Below are 17,048 nucleotides of genomic sequence, written 5' to 3'. Positions count from 1 at the left end.
ACAGCTTCTGTAAGTATAGCTGTTTTAAATATTTTATTTTTGAAGAGAAGGCTAAACTTAATAAAATAGTTGCCTTAATAAAAATATTGTAAAAACTTGGATGAAATAACTCTTTTACAAAACCATAAGATATTCTGCTTTGGAGAAGTATTACTTCGCTTTGCGTTAAAAGACAGCTGGGTTTCAGATTCGTCTATTCCTTATTATATAGGTGGGGCAGAGCTCAATGTTGCAACTGCACTGGCATTATGGGGAATTCCTGTAAATTATCTTACAACCTTACCCGAAAATTATATTGGAAAGGATATAAGTAATCAGATTAAACAAAGAGGAATTAATACTGATAAAGTTTTTTATTCAGGGAATAGATTGGGAGTATATTACCTGCCTTATGGAACCGAAGTTAAAAATAATGGAGTAGTATACGACAGGGATTTCTCATCCTTTTCACAATTAACACCTGGTATGATTGATTGGGATAAAGTTTTTGAAGACTGTACCTGGTTTCATTTTAGTGCTATTAGCCCTGCTCTTAATAAAAATATTGCCCTTATCTGTAAAGAAGCTGTTACTGCTGCATCTGCAAAAGGTATAACAATATCAGTAGACCTCAATTACAGAAATAAATTATGGAAGTATGGCGAATTGCCTGATGTAATAATGCCTGATTTAGTTCGTAATTGTAACGTAATAATGGGAAATATTTGGGCTGTTGAGAGTCTTTTAGGGATATCTGCACCTCTTTCTGATAGTAAAAATGTTTCTCACAGTGAATTGAAGGAAGCAGCATTAATAAGTATAGAAAAAATACAGGAAAAATATGAAAAGGTTTGTACAATTGCTCTTACCTATAGGTTAGAAGAGTCTTATTTTGGTGTACTCCAAAAGGAAAATACTTTTTTTGCCTCAAATATTTTTGAAAACATAACAGTTACAGACAGTGTAGGCAGTGGTGACTGTTTTATGGCAGGGCTTATTTACGGTATATATAATAATCTTCCTTCTCAGGACATAATTAATTTTGCAGCAGCAGCAGCAGTAGGTAAACTTGCTGAACCCGGCGATGCAACAAAACAATCAGTTGAGCAGATTAAAAGAATTTTAAATGATGCGAGATAAAAAAGTTATATATAATCGTATAAAAAGTGAGGGACTGCTTCCCTTGTTTTATCATGACGATACAGAAGTTTGTATTGCAGTTACAAATGCTTTATTTAAAGCGAATGTTTCAATAATAGAGTTCACTAATAGAGGCGAAAATGCCATAAAAAATCTGCAGGCTATTATAAAGGAACGTGATAGTTCAATGCCGGAACTTCTTATTGGTGTTGGTACAGTAATCAATGCCGATGAAGCCCGTTTATTCATTGAGCTTGGAGCTGATTTTTTAGTAAGCCCTTTTTTTGATGAAACAGTTAATACAGCCGCAGTAAAAGCAAAGATCCCGTACCTTCCGGGATGTATGACTCCAAGGGAAATTCACCTTGCCGTAGCTGCCGGATGTACTACTATAAAGCTGTTTCCCGGAAATGTGCTGGGACCAGCATTTGTTGAGGCAATACGACCTCTTTTTAATGATATTGATTTTATAGTGACAGGAGGTGTCGAAACTAATCAGGAGAATATTACTTCATGGTTTAAAAGCGGTGTATCGGCTGTAGGATTAGGGAGTAAACTGATAACTAAAAATATAATTACAAACAAAGACTACAATTCATTGACGGAAACTGCTATTTCGGTTAAAACTGTAATAAACCAAATAAGGGATAATAACTATTAATTCAGCTATATAAACTTTGTTATTTATTTGGCAATATTCAAAAGCCTCTTGTGAATACTCAGCTATAACACCTTAAATGATTTACAAAGTGGAAAAAAAAATTAATAAAGAGTCAGGAAAGGCCACAGAAAGATCAGTAATGAACTCCATTACAATTGACTGTGTAATATTTGGGTTTAATAAAAACGGACTTGAAGTACTTCTTGTTCAACATGGTGTAGGTATACGTAAAGGGGAGTGGGGTTTGCCAGGAGGATGGATAAGAGAAAAGGAAAGTATTGATAATGCCGCTAAGCGGCTTCTTGCTGATCTGACAGGTCTTAATAATGTTTATTTGGAACAGCTGAAAGCGTTTGGTAAGCCAGATCGTTTTCCTTTAGGTAGGGTAATAACCATAGGTTACTTTGCATTAATAATGCGTGATGATTATACTATTCAGCCCGGTTTTACTGCTTCCGATGCAAAATGGTATAAGATAAATGAAATACCAAACCTGATTTATGACCATAACACCATACTTGATTACAGCATAGATTGTCTACGTAACCGCGTAAGGCAGGCTCCTATAGGTTTTAACCTTTTACCAGATAAATTTACTCTTTTGGAACTAATGCGCTTGTACGAAGAAATTTTAGGTGTTGAGATGGATAAATCCAATTTCAGAAGGAAGATACTTAAAATGAAACTACTTGTTGAACTTAACGAAAAACAAAAGAAAGTTTCGCATAGGGCAGCCAAATTATATGAGTTTGACCAAAAGATATATGATAAACTAACAGAAAAGGGATTTAACTTTGAGATTTAGTTTATTATGTTAAATACTATTCCATTCTTATGAATTTTTAAGCCTATTTAGTACTGTCTGATACAGTATTACATTCTGTTTTTAGAAATAATATAGGTACGAATTTCCTTTGTATTGGTACTGAACCAGTATTATTCATCAGTTTGACAGTATGTATTACAGAGGAGTCTGAAAATACAAATTTTTCTGAAGAATATAAGTACATCATCTCATAACAAAAAAGATCATTGCCGAAGAACTAATAAGTGCAGATAGTTTGGTAAAATCTCATTAAACTTAATTCTAAGTCGAAGTGAATTATAAGATTTGTAAATTTTCTAATTAACATTTGATCTTATGCTAACAGGAAATCGAACACGAGAATTATCAATGGCGCTCTTTTGTAAGTCATAAAATTTGTAACTCTCTAAAATTAATTTGGTTTTATTACTCATATAAAAAAAAGCCTTTTGCTATTAGCAAAAGGCTTTTGTGGAATCGCCGGGAATCGAACCCGGGTCCAAACAAGCAATTAAAGAGCTTTCTACACGCTTAGTTTCCGCTTGGATTTTCGATAGTCTGCAAGGCCGGAAACTGCCACAAACCACTTAGCTTCTTAAATCTCGAAACCTTCGCGAAGCAAAAAGGTCTCCAGGTCTATTTTTACGGTTCTCCTATACGAAACGCCATAAACCAGGGCTTTTCAGGAGAATCCCGCCTTCCTACCTAGTAGGAACGAGGCTTAAAATCTTACTATAATTCAGATTAAGCAGCAAGAGCGTAGTTTTCTTCGCCGTTTATAAAAAGTTGAGACTTGGGATTAACGAGAATCGTCTCCTTCTCGGCGTGCTTACTGTTCAATTCGACCTGCTGTCAAAACCAGTCGACCCCAGTAAGTTTCTGTATTAATACTGTCAAAAACAATACCAAACAGATTGCAAATTTAACGAATTTTATTTTAATAAGTCCATTGTCCTTACATTCTATTTTTGTTATATTTGAGCACTGTTTAGGATGTAAAGTTATATTATTTCATGAAAAACGTTTTCGTGGATAGTATAGTAACATAATTCATTGTTAAAAGAGCCATCATGAAAATCGGGATAATAAGAGAAAGGAAGTCTCCACCAGACAGAAGAGTAGTTTTTTCACCTCAGGAGCTGGTAGAGCTGCAGGAACAGTTTCCGCATGCGGAAATTAAGGTGGAACCATCTGATATAAGGGTGTTTAAAGATGAGGAGTACAAAGCCCTTGGTTTTGAATTGAGTGACGATTTGACCGACTGTGATATATTATTAGGTGTTAAAGAAGTTCCGGTTGATGCACTTATACCGGGCAAAAAATATTTTTTCTTTTCGCATACAATCAAAAAACAACAGTATAATAAAAAGCTACTACAGGCTATTATTAATAAGCATATTGATTTATATGACCATGAAACTATTGTTGATGCTAATAACAAAAGGCTTATAGGTTTTGGTGAATATGCAGGTATAGTAGGAGCTTACAATTGTTTTAGAGCTTTTGGTGTTAAATATGAACTTTTTGATTTGCCAAAAGCCGAAACATTAACAGATAAACAGGCACTGATAACAAAGCTTAAAAGGCTAGCATTACCTCCTGTCAAAATAGTTCTTACCGGTAAAGGTAAAGTGGGTAAGGGGGCTAAGGCTATACTTGATGCTGTTAGGATAAAAGAGGTATCGCCCGAAAATTTCCTTACAAAAACCTATACAGAACCTGTGTATACACAGCTTGATGTGACCGATTATAATAAGAGGAAAGACGGTAAAGAGATTACTAAGGAGGATTTCTATGTAAACCCCGACAAGTATGAGTCAGACTTTGGGAAATATGCTAAAGTGGCTGATATTTTTATAGCAGGTCATTTTTATGGTAACGGAGCTCCGGCGATATTAACTAATGCTATGCTTACAGATAAGGACAACAAAATTAAAGTAGTTGCCGATATTTCCTGTGATATAGATGGTCCTGTAGCCTGTACCATACGCTCATCTACTATTGCAAATCCGTTTTATGGTTACCTTCCCTCAGAGAGTAAGGAAGTCGATTTATTTCACCCAAGTGCCATAACTGTTATGGCGGTAGATAATTTGCCATGCGAATTACCAAAAGACGCAAGCGAAGGTTTTGGGCATATGTTCCTTGAGCATGTAATTCCATCTTTCTTTAATAATGATGCTAATGGGGTGCTGCAAAGGGCACTTATAACCCACAACGGGAGCCTGACAGATAGGTTTAAATATCTTGAAGACTTTATAAATGAGAATAACGAAGTGCCCCATAATTAAGGGGCATTTTTTTTATAACATATTTGTTTGCTAAATTTGGTAAGCTAAACAATCCTCATAATGAAAGTAAGAGTACTGCTTACCCTATTATTATTTACTACAATTAAACTTGCCGCCCAGGACTTACTTCCTTTTGTAGAGAACTTTACAAAGTCAGACTATAACGGAGATAATCAGGTGTGGAGTAGTTGCCAGGGAGATGATAATGCCCTTTATTTTGCAAACAATCATTACTTTTTGCGGTATAATGGTGTAAAATGGGAAAAATATTCACTGCCTAATAAAACTATTATACGCTCTATTTACCCCGATGGCGACAGGATTTATTGTGGTTCATACCGTGAATTTGGTTACTGGCAAAGGGTAGATGGAAAAATGAAGTATGTATCCCTGTCTAAAGGGAAAGATGTTTTTGCCGGTGGCTGGGATAATGAGGAAATTTGGAAAATATTCAAACACAATGATAAGCTATACTTTCAGTCATTTAATGCTTTGTATGTAAGCGACGGAAAGACCATTGAGAGGCTTAAGTTTCCGTCGTTAGTTTCTTACTGTTATGTTTTAAATGATACGGTTTATGTTGCTTCTGTGCAAAACGGAGTGTACAGAATGGAAGGGGAGCAGTTTGTACACCTTGAAAACTGGCCAGAGTTAAACCTTAACGTTATTCATGGTATGGGGCTTAATAAGGCTTCGGGTAAAATATATGTATTTACTAAGAATAAGGGAGTATTTACAGGAAATGAAAATGGTATTGCTGCATGGGACTCTCCGTTAAACAATCTTTTAAAACAAAATGTAATTTTATGTGCTAAGTTTATTGATGATAACAGGCTGGCTATAGGTACTGCCCTTAAAGGAATTTATGTGGTTAATGTAAATACAGGAGAGTATTATAATATTAACAGGCAAAATACTTTAAAAAATAACGCCGTACTTAGTATAACGCTTGACAGAGAAAATGATTTATGGCTTGGACTGGATAATGGTATTGCTCACATTGAGGTAAACTCACCTATATCAGTTTTTCAGGACAATTCGGGAGTACTAGGGTCGGTATATTCGCTTTCGGCTTCCGGCGATTATTATCTTTTTGCAACAAATCACGGATTATTTGAGTATAAAAATAATAACTTAAGGGCTATACCGGGCTCGCAGGATCAGGTTTGGGACATTTACAGGCATGGTGATGAGTATATTATAGGTCATAACGGAGGTACGTTTGTGTATAACGGAACATCTTTCATCAAAAAAAGCCCTATAAACGGTGGTTGGCGTTTTATAAAAAGTGATTACGACAATGCCTACTTTCAGGCTAATTATGCCGGGTTAGCAGTTTACAGGGATATTGATAATCTTTCTCATTATAAACGTATAGACAGTCTTAGCAAGCCGCTAAAAAATATGGCTCAAAATAAGCCTGGTGAAATTTGGGCTGCCGATAATTACAGGGGGCTATACCGTATAACTTATGATTCGGATTTTAATACAATTCGTTTTGCCGATATTTCTAAAGAAAATAATATTAATAATGACTATGCAGTAAAGATATTCAGCTTTAGGGATGAGATACTCTTTTATATAGATAATACCTGGTATACCTATAATAGTATAACTGCAAAACTGGAACAGAGTGCAGTATTCAATGCCTCTTTTAGAGATATATCAGATGTTTCGGCGATTGATGACAACAGATTTTTAGTTATAAAAGACAGACTTTTATATTTAATAACACGTGAAGCCGAAAGGTTCGTATGGCAATTATTACCTGAAAAATACTATGAGGGTAAACTGATAATGGAAGATACACGTGTATTTAAGGATGCAGGAAAATTATTCATTAATCTTGATGACGGATTCCTGACTTTTAATGATGCCTATACCAATAAAAAATCGGCAACAGTATTATTGGAGAGTTTTTATAATGATAAGCTTCTAGCATCTGGAGCTAAAGTAAAATACAATTTACCTGTAGAGATAAATGTGGTGGCCGATTATTATGGTTACAGCAAACCAGACTTATTTTACAGGCTTAATGACTCGGGTGATTATATTCCTGTTAAAAACGGGAGTGTAATCCTTAATAACCTTAGTAGCGGCAGTCAGGATTTCAAGGTATACTATAATAATGGTAGGGAATATGTTGAAACAGCTTCTTTTGATTTTATAGTTGCCCGTCCGTGGTATTTTTCGGGTTGGATGATTTTAGTTTATATTATTGTAGTGTCTACCGTATTCTTTTTATACTACAGATGGAATAAAGTGCGCTACCTGCAAAAAATAAGACTACACGAAGAGGAACTGAAACACCAAAAGGAAATACTGGAGGTAGAGATGGATGCCGAAAATAAGCTTAGACAGCAGGAGCACGAAAAACATATGCTTGAAATGGAGGTGCAAAATAAAGCATCTGAAGTTGCGGGGAAATCATTATCTATAGCGAAGCACAGTGAAATGATTGAAAGCATTCAGGAAGTTTTGGAAAGCAAAGCAGAGGGGGATGATTTGAAATCCAAAATCAGGAAAATTATAAAAACGAGTTCACTTAGTAAAAATGAGTGGCAAAGTTTTGAGAAAAACCTTTTTAAAAGCCACGAAGAATTTGTAGATAAATTGTCTCATTTGTATCCTTCACTTACTCCAAAAGATATTAAGCTTTCCATCTACTTAAAGATGAATTTATCATCAAAGGAAATTGCTCCGCTAATGAATATTTCCTATCGTGGGGTAGAACTACATCGTTACCGTTTGAGGAAAAAACTGGACATAGATAAGGAGGAAAGTCTCTATAGGTTTATGATTAATCTATAATTAAGGCGCTTTTTTTATCTAAAATCTAATTTTAAAGGATCTGTTTTATCATATTATAACTCATCAATACTACATCATTAACAGTTTTGTTGATGTACTTTGTTTCTTTTTAACTATTTGTTTTATAGTGTTTTAAATTGATTTTTTTGTAGTATGATGTAGTTAAGATATACTTAAAAAGCTAACACTACATCGTTATAGTTGGTAATTTAGTCTCAACTAACTTTAACATAATCGATTTATGAAAAACTTTATTCTTGGGCTGTTTCTTATGCTGGGTGGTTACATAACCTATGCACAGGAAATAACAGGAACGGTTGTCGATGAAAGCGGACTACCGATTCCTGATGTTTATATTGTGGCTACACAATCTAACACAAGCACCACAGCTGATTTAGATGGTAAATTTATCATCGAGGCTAAAGAGGGAGAGCCTATTACTTTCTCAATGTTAGGCTATGATAACCTAACTGTAAATGCTACTAATAATATGAGTGTGGCTATGAAACCAAGCTCAGACTCTGTTCTTGACGAGGTGGTTGTAGTGGGTTACGGTACCACTAAAAGATCTGACTTAACCGGTGCTGTAGGTACTGTTAAAGCTGAGCAGTTTGCTAAGCAGCCACAGTATAACGCTATGGGATCTATACAGGGTAAAGTTGCCGGTGTTAATATTATTAATAATGATGCTCCGGGAGCTTCTCCAACGGTAAGAGTAAGGGGATTAGGTACTGCTGTAGGTGGTAGTACACCTCTATATGTAGTAGATGGTATTGTTGTAGGAAGTATAGATAATATTAACCCTGGTGATATACTTACCATGGATATATTAAAAGATGCTTCATCTGCAGCGATTTATGGATCTAATGCAGCAAATGGTGTAATCCTTATTACTACTAAAAAAGGTAAATCAGGTAAAATGAACATTACTGCAAATTCATCATATGCAGTAAAATCATTACTTAATAAAGTAGAAATGGCTAATGCCAGCCAATATGTAACCTACTTTAATGAAAACCTTACTTTCCAGGGTAGAACTTCGGGATTTTTACAGGAAAACCAACCGTATGATACTGATTGGTTAGATGAAACTACTGATTTAGGTAAAACTACAATCAATAACGTTGCTATCTCTGGAGGTAGTGATAATGCTGATTATTACTTTAGCTATAATAATTATGCTGAAGATGGTATTCTTGACAGGCAAAAAATTGCAAGAAACACATTACGTTCAAATACTTCATTTAAACTGCTTGATAACAAACTTAAGTTAAGTCAAAATCTTACTTACACACACACTAAAACAAACCCTAAACCTTTTAGCGCGTTTAATGATGCTTACAGACAGGCTCCTATAGTACCTACTCATTATGCAAATGGTGCTTTTGGTCAGTCGTTTTATAACACTACAACAGGTGTTGTAGGTTATGAAGCAGGTGATGGCGAGAGTATAGGTAGATTAAACTCTATAGGTAACCCGTTAGCAAATGTTTATTATCAAAATGAGGAAACTAATATTGATTACCTACAGGGTATGTTTGATGCTGAACTTAAGGTTACAAGCTGGCTAAAAGTTAATTCAAGATTGGGACTTACTAAGAGTTTTGCTAAAACAAGAATATTTGACGATATTAAAGGTCGTTGGTTAACCGCTGATCCTACAAGAACGGAGCAGCAGTTTTTAGATAATCAGGAAAATAACCCTGAATCTGTAACATGGGCTAACAACTCATTACAGTATGAAAACGTTGAAAGTTTCCGTTATAACTGGGATACTTTCTTTACAGTAAACAAGTCTTTTGGGAATAACAACTTCACAGTAATTGGAGGTATTACAAAAGATAAAAGAAATGATGTTTACACTATAAGAGTGAAAGACTGGAATGTTCCTTATGAAGAGCAGTTTTGGAATATACGTAGTTCAACTGCTTATACAGCTGAAACTACTCAATATTATAGTACACCTGTTCATATGTTATCTTATTTTGGGCGTATTGAGTATAATTACGACGGAAAGTATTTTCTTACAGGTAATATAAGAAGAGACGGTAATAGTACATTTAAACAAAATGAAAAGTATTGGGGTACATTCCCTTCGTTTTCTGCCGGATGGGTGCTTTCAAAAGAAGGCTTCCTAAGCGATGTTAATTTTATTAATTTCCTTAAAGTAAGAGGTGGTTATGGTGAGCTTGGTAATGCAGCTGTTCCTTTTAACCTTCAAACTCTTACAACCGGAAATGGTAGTGGTTCATATAACTATGTATTCGGACCAAACCAGGATCTTGCTTTTGGTGGCTATTATAGTTCTCCTGCTTTCCCAATATCATGGGAAACTACAAAAGAATGGAATGCAGGTATTGATTTTGAGGTGCTTGACAGAAGATTAACAGGTAGTTTTGATTATTACCACAGGCTTACAGATGGTGCTAATTTATTAATTAACCCTGTACTTAACTCTCCTTTTGGTAGTTCTTTCTATGATGAGGCGTGTGATATATTAAACGAAGGTTTTGAAATTGGCCTTAACTGGAGAGATACTATTGGTGATGACTTTAGCTACTTTATAGGTGGTACATTTGCTAATAACAAAAACACAGTTCAAAACATTAAACCGGCTTATGATGGTTACACAGGTGGTAGCTTAGCTAACGGTCAGATAACTAAAAGACTTACAGAAGGACAACCTATTTACTCCTGGTGGATGTATGAGGCAAATGGTGTATGGCAAACTCAGGATGAGATTGATGCTAATCCGCACATTGCCGGAGCACAGCCGGGTCAGTTAAAATATGTTGACCAAAATGGTGATGGTAAAATTGACGATGCAGATAAAAAGAATTTCGGTTCATACATACCTACATTCACTTATGGTATTAACGTAGGGTTTAACTACAAAAACATTGATTTCTCTGTTGATGGTTATGGTGTAGGTGGTAACAAGGTTTACAACGGTCTTAACGGTACACGTATTGACGGAGGTGAGAATTTCTCTACAGAGATGTTTAACGGACGTTGGACAGGTCCTGGTACTTCAAACTCTAAACCGGGTGCTAACAGAGATTCAAGAGCATCAAGCTACTATCTTGAAGACGGAGATTACTTTAGAATCAACAATATTACAGTAGGATATACATTCAACGAGGTATTTAACGGTATCGAGTCTATCAGAATTTATGGTACTGCTCAAAACCCGTTCCTTATTACTAAATATTCTGGATTCACACCAGAGATTAACAGTAATGGTAGACCGGCAGAAACTACAGGTATAGAGCTTTCGGCTTATCCTAATACTAAGAGTTTCATTTTTGGAGTATCTCTAACATTATAAAATTGGCATTATGAAAAAACAATATAGAAAAATAGTTTGTATGTTTTTTGCAGCAGCTTTTTTAGCGGGCTGTAGTGAAGATTATCTTGATGTACCTTCAAGAGAAAATCTTACAACGGATCAGGCTACCCCAGACGGACTAGTTATAGGTGTTTACGGACAGCTTACCGAGTGGGATTATGCATTCTCATACCTTGGAATTACCGAAATTTTATCTGATAACGCTGATAAAGGAAGCTCACCTTCAGATACGGGAGGTGATAAGCAGGAACTGGATCAGTTACTGTTTACAAGTAGTTCGGGGTCTTTTGGTGCTATGTGGGCAAACTGGTACAAAGCCATTGGTCGTGCTACAGCAGCTATTGAACTGACAGAAACTTATGAAGGCATAACAGATGAACACAGAAGCCGCCTAATAGGTGAGGCTGAATTCCTTAGAGCTTACAACTACTTTTTCCTTGTAAGAGGATGGGGCGATGTTCCGTTACAACACATAAGCCTTGTGAACAGGGTACCTAAGCAGGAAGTTTATGATTATATAGAGCAGGATTTACTGGATGCAATCGACAGATTGCCACAAAAAAGTGAATATACAGCTGCCGATTTAGGCCGTGCTACAAAAGGTGCTGCTCAGGCACTATTATCTAAAGTATACCTGTATCAGGAAAGATGGCAGGAAGCTTATGATATGGCTCAAACTGTAATCACTTCAGGTGAGTACGGACTTGAAACCGACTATTCAGTACTTTGGAGAGCAAGCAGTGAAAATGGTACTGAATCTATATTTGAAGTACAGGCAAGAGGTGAATCAGTAGCCCATGGTGTACAGCAATATTCTCAAACTCAGGGTGCCCGTGGTACCAGCGGCTGGGGATGGGGCTTCAATACTCCGTCACAAAACCTTCTTGATGCATTTAATGCCGAAGGTGATAATATTCGTAGAGATGCTACCATCATTTTTGCAGGTGAAACATTATTTGACGGTCGTGAAGTAAGTGCATCGGTTGAAAACCCAATGTACAATGAAAAAGCGTACTCTAGTGCTAATGCCGGTGATGGCGACGGTGATAAAAATATCCGTGTGCTGAGACTTGGTGAAATTTACCTTATTGCTGCCGAAGCTGCAAATGAATTAGGTAACACAGGTGCAGCACTTTCAAACCTAAACATTGTTAGAGAAAGAGTTAGTCTTGATCCTGTAGAAGGAGTTTCGGGCGATGCTCTTAGACAGGCAATATGGAAAGAAAGAAGACTTGAACTTGCTTTTGAGCACGACAGATGGTTTGATCTTGTTAGAACAGGTCAGGCTCAGGCTGCAATGCAGGCAAACGGTAAAACTTTTATTGTAGGTACTCATGAGTTATTTCCAATACCTTACAATCAGTTGATACAAACTCCTGAAATGGTTCAAAATCCTGGTTATTAATAAATAAATTACATCTTCCTCTCATAGTAATATGAGGGGAAGATATCTTACTATGAAAATAAAAAATACAAGTCTTAAAAGTTTAGTTATAGCCATACCGGCTTTGTTGTTTGTTGCCTGTGGGGGAGGTTCTAAAGAAGAGAAGGAACAAGCCGCTACAGAAAAAGAAACTACAGAAAAGCTAACAGATGAGCAACTGGTTGATGTAGTACAAAAGGAAACGTTTAAATACTTTTGGGATTATGCCGAGCCTAATTCGGGATTGGCGCGCGAGCGTTACCATCCGGATGGGAATTATCCTCAAAACGATGCTCATGTAGTAACTACAGGAGGTTCCGGTTTTGGTTTGATGGCAATACTTTCAGGTATCAATCAGGAATATATTACCCGCGAACAGGGTGTTGAAAGGCTTACCCGAATTGCAGATTTTCTTGATAAAGCCGATCGTTTTCATGGTGCATGGCCACACTGGATGAACGGTAACACAGGTAAAGTACAGCCTTTCGGGAAAAAAGACAATGGTGGTGACCTTGTGGAAACCGCTTTTTTATGCGAAGGAATTATTTGTGTTAGAGAATTTTTTAAAGATGGTACTGATGAGGAAAAAGCACTGTCTCAAAAATTTGATAAACTATGGAAAGGTGTAGAGTGGAACTGGTATACTAATAACCAGAATAAACTTTTTTGGCACTGGTCTCCCGAATATAACTGGGAAATGAACTTTGCCCTTGAAGGATATAATGAATGCCTTATTACTTATGTATTAGGCGCATCTTCACCAGATCATGCTATTAAACCTGAGGTTTACCATGAGTGCTGGGCAAGAAACGGAGGCGGAATAAAATCAGATAATGTAAAATACGACCTGCCTTTAATTTTAAAACACAACGGAGCTGAAGAGTTTGGCGGACCTTTATTTTGGGCGCATTATTCTTATGTAGGGCTTGATCCTAATAAGCTAACCGATAAATATGCCAATTACTGGGATGTAAATTACAACCAAACAAAAATTGACTATTTGTATTGTGTGGAAAACCCTAAAGGATATAAAGGGTATGGCGAAAACTACTGGGGGCTTACAGCTTCATATACCCGTAGTGAAGACGGTACTGTAGGCTATACAGCACACATGCCAAGTAATGACAGGGGAGTTATTTCTCCTACTGCAGCAATAAGTTCTATAGTATATACACCTAAAGAGTCTATTGCAGCAATGCGTAATTTTTATGAGAACTATAAATCTACCATTTGGGGTCCGGCAGGATTTTATGATGCACACAGTGCAGAGTATGATAACTGGGCAGCAAAAAGATACCTGGCTATAGACCAGGGACCAATGGTAGCAATGATAGAAAACTACCGTACAGGATTACTATGGGATTTGTTTATGAACGCTCCTGAAGTTCAGGAAGGGTTAAACAAATTAGGGTTTCATTCAGGTAAATACGGATTTTAATGAAGAGCTTACTTAAAGCAGCTGTGATCGCATTATTTATAAACGTGCCTTCTTTTGCCCAAAAGACGGAAGAGGGTTCGTTTTCTATTAAAATAAAGCAGGAAAAACAGCTGGATTATTTATTATATAAACCGCAAGATACAAACGGAGCTAAACCGCTTATTGTTTTTCTTCACGGTTCGGGCGAAAGGGGCAATGATCTTGAGAAAGTAAAAGTTCATGGTCCGTTTAAGTATTTAAAAACGCACGAGTTAGATGCCTATGTACTTGCTCCGCAATGCCCTGAAGGGGAATACTGGAACAGCGAGGCGCTATATTCGCTTATAAAAAGCATACAAAAGGCTAATGATATAGACAGTAGCCGAATTTACTTAACAGGTCTAAGCATGGGAGGCTGGGGTGCCTGGAATCTGGCTTTTGCACATCCTGATATGTTTGCTGCACTTGTACCTATTGCCGGATTTGTAGACAGGGTTCCCATGATTGAGAACTGTAAAGTGAAAGACATTCCTATTCGCATATTTCACGGACTGCTGGATAATGTGGTTGATGTAAGCTATTCTGAAATTATTTACAAAAAGCTAAAGCCTTGCTGTAAAGACATTAAACTTACCATTTTTGATGATGCCAATCACGACAGCTGGACAAGGGTTTATGATAACCCCGAAATTTATGAATGGATGCTAAAGCAGAAAAAACAATAAAAATGCATTCGTGAAAAAGAAGCATGCAATTTTACTTTAAAATGAAATACACTAAAACCGCTCTATTACTATTAGCTTTTTCACTTACGGCCTATGCGCAAAAGGGAAAAAATGCCAAAAAAACACAAACCCGTGAAGAGTTCGTTACCGAACTGATGGGTAAAATGACCATTGACGAGAAAATAAGTCAGTTGGTTCAGTTTACTGCCGATGGTACTGTTACAGGTCCAAAAGCGGGAGTTAATTATATTGACGAAATTAAAAAAGGAAATGTAGGTTCTATACTTAACGCTACCGGTGTTAAGTACACACGAGAACTTCAAAAAATGAACCTTGATAACTCAAGGCTTAAAATTCCGTTGCTGTTTGGGTACGATGTTATCCACGGTTATAAAACAATATTCCCTATCTCATTAGGGGAAGCTGCTACCTGGGATACCGATGCAGTTGCACTTTCTGCCCGTGTAGCTGCCGAGGAAACAGCTGCCTCAGGGGTTCACTGGACGTTTGCTCCAATGGTTGATATTACACGCGACCCACGATGGGGTAGGGTATCTGAAGGTTCGGGTGAGGATACTTACCTAGGTGTTCAGCTTGCTATAGCCCGTGTAAAAGGATTTCAGGGAACAAACCTAAATGATTTAAATACCATATTAGCCTGTACAAAACACTTTGCTGCCTATGGTGCTGCCGAGGCTGGTCGTGATTACAATACGGTAGATATGAGTGAGCGTGTGCTTAGGGAAACGTACCTGCCACCGTTCCAGGCTACTGTAGATGCCGGTGTAGCTACATTTATGACATCGTTCAACGAGATTGCAGGTGTGCCTGCTACAGCAAACAAATTCCTTTTAAGAGATGTTCTTAAAGGAGAGTGGGGCTTTGACGGTTTTGTTGTGACCGACTATACGGCTATCAATGAGCTTATACCTCACGGTGTGGCTAAAGATTCTATCCATGCAGGAGAGCTGGCTTTAAAAGCAGGTGTTGATATGGATATGGTAGGTGCGGTGTACTTAAAATTCCTTAAAAAATCATTACAGGAAGGTAATGTTACCGAAGCACAAATTAACGATGCCTGCCGCAGGATACTTAATGCAAAATACGATTTAGGTCTGTTTGAAGATCCTTACCGTTACAACGACGATAAAAGAGAGAAACAGACTATCTATAAAAAAGAATACCTTGATGCTGCTCTACATGTAGCAAATGAGTCGATGGTACTGCTTAAAAACGAGAACAGTGTACTTCCTTTAAACAAAAACCAAAAGGTAGCTTTTGTTGGTCCGCTTGTAAGTGACGAGTGGAACATTATTGGTTCGTGGGCTGCAACGGGCGACCGTTACGGTTATGCAACTAGTGTGGAAGAAGGTGTTATGGAAGTGGCAAACAATAAAAATGTAACTTTTGACAAAGGTGTTGAGATACTTAAGAATGACAGAAGCATGATGGCTAAAGCTATTGAAAGTGCGCGTAACGCCGATGTTATTGTAGCTGTTATGGGTGAGTTTGAAAATATGACAGGTGAGGCTGCATCGCGTTCAAGCATTGACCTCCCTGGTATCCAGAAAGAGTTTCTTGCCGAACTGAAAAAACTAAACAAACCTATCGTTTTAGTATTACTAAACGGCAGACCGTTAACCCTTGAGTGGGAAAACGAAAACATGGATGCCATACTTGAAGCATGGTACCCTGGTACAAGAGGTGGTGCTGCTATTGCACAAACTCTTTATGGTATAAATAACCCAAGTGGTAAACTGCCTATGACTTTCCCAAGAAACGTAGGTCAGGTGCCAATTTATTACAACCACAAAAATACAGGTAGACCTTATTTAGGTCCTACTGATCCTGAGCAGAAGTATAAATCAAGATATACAGATGTAGATAACAGTCCGCTTTACCCGTTTGGTTACGGATTAAGCTATACTACATTTGATTATTCTAACCTTAAACTGTCTGCAAACCAAATTAATTTTAACGATACGCTAAAAATATCGGTAGAAGTTAGTAATACAGGTAATTATGATGGAGAAGAGGTTGTACAGCTTTATATTAAGGATAATGTAGGTACGGTTACACGTCCTGTAAAAGAACTTAAAGGCTTTAAGAAAGTAGCTCTTAAAAAAGGAGAAAAGAAAACAGTAGAGTTTGAGATATCATCAAACGATCTTCGTTTTTACAATATAGATATGGATTTTGTTGCAGAACCGGGCGATTTTGAAGTATTCGTTGGCGGAAGCTCAACAACAGAAACCAAAGATAAATTTGTGTTAGTTAGGTAATTTAGACTTTGTTTTTGCTTAACCAAGAGGCTGCCCCTGTGGCAGCCTTTTGATTATAAATGCTTTTTTAAAGTATGTTTTCTTTCAATTAAAGCTAAAATTGAACTAAAGGTATTTACTGCCATAACTTTTTGATAGTCTATACAGGTTTGCGACCTCCGAAAA

10 protein-coding genes and 1 other RNA gene are annotated in these 17,048 nt (G+C 37.0%); 10 read left to right on the top strand and 1 reads right to left on the bottom strand.

The annotated features are described in order from the left end of the window. Window positions 1-96: 96 nt before the first annotated feature. The 3 genes from Q763_RS08020 to Q763_RS08010 all read left to right on the top strand — a co-directional run bounded on the left by Q763_RS08020 (window position 97) and on the right by Q763_RS08010 (window position 2,585). Entirely contained in the window at window positions 97-1,119 is a 1,023-nt protein-coding gene (locus Q763_RS08020; RefSeq protein ID WP_232297510.1) for a sugar kinase, read from the top strand. Continuing rightward, window positions 1,106-1,780: a bifunctional 4-hydroxy-2-oxoglutarate aldolase/2-dehydro-3-deoxy-phosphogluconate aldolase gene (locus tag Q763_RS08015; protein WP_035132993.1), complete on the top strand. Its 675-nt coding sequence runs from the start codon at window positions 1,106-1,108 to the stop codon at window positions 1,778-1,780. The genes Q763_RS08020 and Q763_RS08015 overlap by 14 nt, the downstream gene beginning before the upstream one ends. A gap of 139 nt (window positions 1,781-1,919) precedes the next feature. Further along, window positions 1,920-2,585 carry an NUDIX hydrolase gene (locus tag Q763_RS08010; RefSeq protein WP_232297512.1) on the top strand — a complete coding sequence of 222 codons (666 nt, stop codon included), beginning with the start codon at window positions 1,920-1,922 and terminating at the stop codon, window positions 2,583-2,585. Window positions 2,586-3,054: 469 nt separating this feature from the next. Here the strand turns inward: Q763_RS08010 and ssrA are convergent. Continuing rightward, window positions 3,055-3,455: a transfer-messenger RNA gene (ssrA, locus tag Q763_RS17705) on the bottom strand. 200 nt (window positions 3,456-3,655) lie between these two features. On the opposite strand from ssrA, the gene Q763_RS08005 reads away from it, so the two are divergent. The 7 genes from Q763_RS08005 to bglX all read left to right on the top strand — a co-directional run bounded on the left by Q763_RS08005 (window position 3,656) and on the right by bglX (window position 16,883). Beyond that, on the top strand, window positions 3,656-4,876 hold the full coding sequence (locus Q763_RS08005; RefSeq protein WP_035132988.1) for an NAD(P)-dependent oxidoreductase: 1,221 nt from the start codon (window positions 3,656-3,658) through the stop codon (window positions 4,874-4,876). 60 nt (window positions 4,877-4,936) lie between these two features. Further along, window positions 4,937-7,687 (top strand): histidine kinase, encoded by a 2,751-nt coding sequence (locus Q763_RS08000; protein WP_035132987.1) that lies wholly within the window; start codon window positions 4,937-4,939, stop codon window positions 7,685-7,687. Window positions 7,688-7,928: 241 nt separating this feature from the next. Beyond that, window positions 7,929-11,015, top strand: coding sequence for a SusC/RagA family TonB-linked outer membrane protein (locus Q763_RS07995; RefSeq protein WP_035132985.1), 3,087 nt, complete (start codon window positions 7,929-7,931; stop codon window positions 11,013-11,015). A gap of 10 nt (window positions 11,016-11,025) precedes the next feature. Then, a complete protein-coding gene (locus Q763_RS07990) occupies window positions 11,026-12,441 on the top strand; it encodes a RagB/SusD family nutrient uptake outer membrane protein (protein ID WP_052123318.1) in 1,416 nt (471 codons plus the stop codon). A 52-nt stretch (window positions 12,442-12,493) separates the two neighbouring features. Next, window positions 12,494-13,897, top strand: coding sequence for a glucoamylase family protein (locus Q763_RS07985; RefSeq protein WP_035133073.1), 1,404 nt, complete (start codon window positions 12,494-12,496; stop codon window positions 13,895-13,897). Continuing rightward, window positions 13,897-14,601 carry a carboxylesterase family protein gene (locus Q763_RS07980; protein WP_035132983.1) on the top strand — a complete coding sequence of 235 codons (705 nt, stop codon included), beginning with the start codon at window positions 13,897-13,899 and terminating at the stop codon, window positions 14,599-14,601. The genes Q763_RS07985 and Q763_RS07980 overlap by 1 nt, the downstream gene beginning before the upstream one ends. Window positions 14,602-14,642: 41 nt before the next feature. Next, complete coding sequence (bglX, locus tag Q763_RS07975) at window positions 14,643-16,883, top strand: beta-glucosidase BglX (protein ID WP_035132981.1); 2,241 nt, start codon at window positions 14,643-14,645, stop codon at window positions 16,881-16,883. Window positions 16,884-17,048 lie beyond the last annotated feature (165 nt).

Source organism: Flavobacterium beibuense F44-8, from assembly GCF_000769915.1.
Taxonomy (GTDB): domain Bacteria; phylum Bacteroidota; class Bacteroidia; order Flavobacteriales; family Flavobacteriaceae; genus Flavobacterium; species Flavobacterium beibuense.
This window is presented reverse-complemented; position numbering and strand designations above follow the sequence as displayed.

Bases quoted from the DNA above. Each gene is read 5' to 3' on its own strand.
- Q763_RS08000 (WP_035132987.1), top strand. From the start codon at position 4,937: ATGAAAGTAAGAGTACTGCTTACCCTATTATTATTTACTACAATTAAA.
- Q763_RS08010 (WP_232297512.1), top strand. From the start codon at position 1,920: ATGAACTCCATTACAATTGACTGTGTAATATTTGGGTTTAATAAAAAC.
- bglX (WP_035132981.1), top strand. From the start codon at position 14,643: ATGAAATACACTAAAACCGCTCTATTACTATTAGCTTTTTCACTTACG.
- Q763_RS07990 (WP_052123318.1), top strand. From the start codon at position 11,026: ATGAAAAAACAATATAGAAAAATAGTTTGTATGTTTTTTGCAGCAGCT.
- Q763_RS07980 (WP_035132983.1), top strand. From the start codon at position 13,897: ATGAAGAGCTTACTTAAAGCAGCTGTGATCGCATTATTTATAAACGTG.
- Q763_RS07985 (WP_035133073.1), top strand. From the start codon at position 12,494: ATGAAAATAAAAAATACAAGTCTTAAAAGTTTAGTTATAGCCATACCG.
- Q763_RS07995 (WP_035132985.1), top strand. From the start codon at position 7,929: ATGAAAAACTTTATTCTTGGGCTGTTTCTTATGCTGGGTGGTTACATA.
- Q763_RS08015 (WP_035132993.1), top strand. From the start codon at position 1,106: ATGATGCGAGATAAAAAAGTTATATATAATCGTATAAAAAGTGAGGGA.
- Q763_RS08005 (WP_035132988.1), top strand. From the start codon at position 3,656: ATGAAAATCGGGATAATAAGAGAAAGGAAGTCTCCACCAGACAGAAGA.